Source organism: Burkholderia anthinoferrum, from assembly GCF_002925705.1.
Classification (GTDB): Bacteria; Pseudomonadota; Gammaproteobacteria; order Burkholderiales; family Burkholderiaceae; genus Burkholderia; species Burkholderia semiarida.
The window spans coordinates 1-1,592 of sequence record NZ_LFZP01000013.1 but is presented as its reverse complement, the minus strand read 5'-3'; the positions used below and the strand labels follow the sequence as shown (position 1 = coordinate 1,592).

Below are 1,592 nucleotides of genomic sequence, written 5' to 3'. Positions count from 1 at the left end.
ACGAGCGCCACGCCGACGAGTGCGCCGGTGATCTGCCCCATCGCCTTGCGGGTCGCCTCCTTCGGCGACAACCCCTCTTCCGCCATCACGCGCTCGACGTTCTCGACCACCACGATCGCGTCGTCGACCAGCAGGCCGATCGCGAGCACGAGACCGAACATCGACAGCGTGTTGATCGAGAAGCCGACCATCGACATGATCGCGAACGTGCCGAGCAGCACGACCGGCACCGCGATCGTCGGGATGATCGTCGCGCGCAGGTTCTGCAGGAACAGATACATCACGAGGAACACGAGCACGATACCTTCGAGCAGCGTCTTGACCACTTCCTCGATCGACAGCTTCACGAACGGCGTCGTGTCGTACGGATACTTCACGACGAGGCCGTGCGGGAAGAACGGTGCGAGCTCGTCGATCTTCGCGCGCACGGCCTTCGCGGTCGCGAGGGCGTTCGCGTTGGTCGCGAGTTGGATACCGAGTGCCGCGGTCGGCTGACCGTTGTACTTCGTGTCGAAGTTGTAGTTTTCGCCGCCGAGGCCGATCTGCGCGACGTCCTTCAGGCGAACCTGCGAGCCGTCCTGGTTGACCTTCAGCAGGATGTTGCCGAACTGCTCGGGCGTCTGCAGCAGCGTCGATTCGGTGATCGTCGCCTGCAGCACGGTGCCCGGCTTCGCCGGCGTGCCGCCGATCTGGCCGCCCGCGATCTGCACGTTCTGCGCGGTGATCGCCGAGCTGACGTCGACCGGCGTGAGGCCGTAGTTGGTCAGGCGGTTCGGGTCGAGCCAGATCCGCATCGCGTACTGCGAGCCGAACAGCGTGACGGTACCGACGCCGTTCAGCCGGCTGATCGGATCCTTCACGTGCGACGCCACGAAGTTCGCGAGGTCGTACTTGTTCATGCTGCCGTCTTCGGAGTTGAAGGCGAGCACCAGCAGGAAGCTGCTGCTCGACTTCGTGACCGACAGACCGAGCTGCTGCACGACCTGCGGCAGAACCGGCGTCGCGAGCGACAGCTTGTTCTGCACCTGCACCTGCGCGATGTCGGCGTTGGTGCCCGGCGCGAAGGTCAGCGTGATCGTCGCGTTGCCCGAGTCGTCACTCGTCGACGACATGTACAGGAAGTTGTCGAGACCGCTCATCTGCTGCTCGATCACCTGCGTCACCGTGTCTTCCACCGTCTTCGCGGAAGCGCCCGGGTAGTTCGCGGTGATCTGGATCGATGGCGGCGCGATCGTCGGATACTGCGAGATCGGCAGCGTGAAGATCGCCGCAACCCCGGCCAGCATCAGGATGATGGCGATCACCCACGCGAAGATCGGGCGATCGATAAAAAACTTTGCCATGAAACAGGCTCCCTGTTATTGCGCGCTCGAAGCAGCGGCAGCACTCGCCGGCGCGGCGCCCGATGCGGCGGCACCGGAAGCGGCGGCGGCGCCGGACCCGGCAGCGGCCGGCGCGGCGGGGGCAGCGGCGCCCGAGGCGGCATCGGCCGCCGGCGCGAGCTGCGCGGGGACCGTCTTCACGGTCGCGCCCGGGCGCACCTTGTCGACGCCCTGCACGATCACGTGATCGCCCGCCTGCAGACCGCCTCC

At 66.1% G+C, this 1,592-nt stretch carries 1 protein-coding gene and 1 pseudogene; both read right to left on the bottom strand.

From position 1 onward, the window contains the following. Positions 1 to 1,343 (bottom strand): efflux RND transporter permease subunit (locus C5F75_RS04600; protein ID WP_181035368.1); only part of this gene is annotated, 1,343 nt, incomplete at its 3' end. 15 nt (positions 1,344 to 1,358) lie between these two features. Next, positions 1,359 to 1,592: pseudogene (locus C5F75_RS04595) on the bottom strand (efflux transporter periplasmic adaptor subunit); the annotation flags it as partial.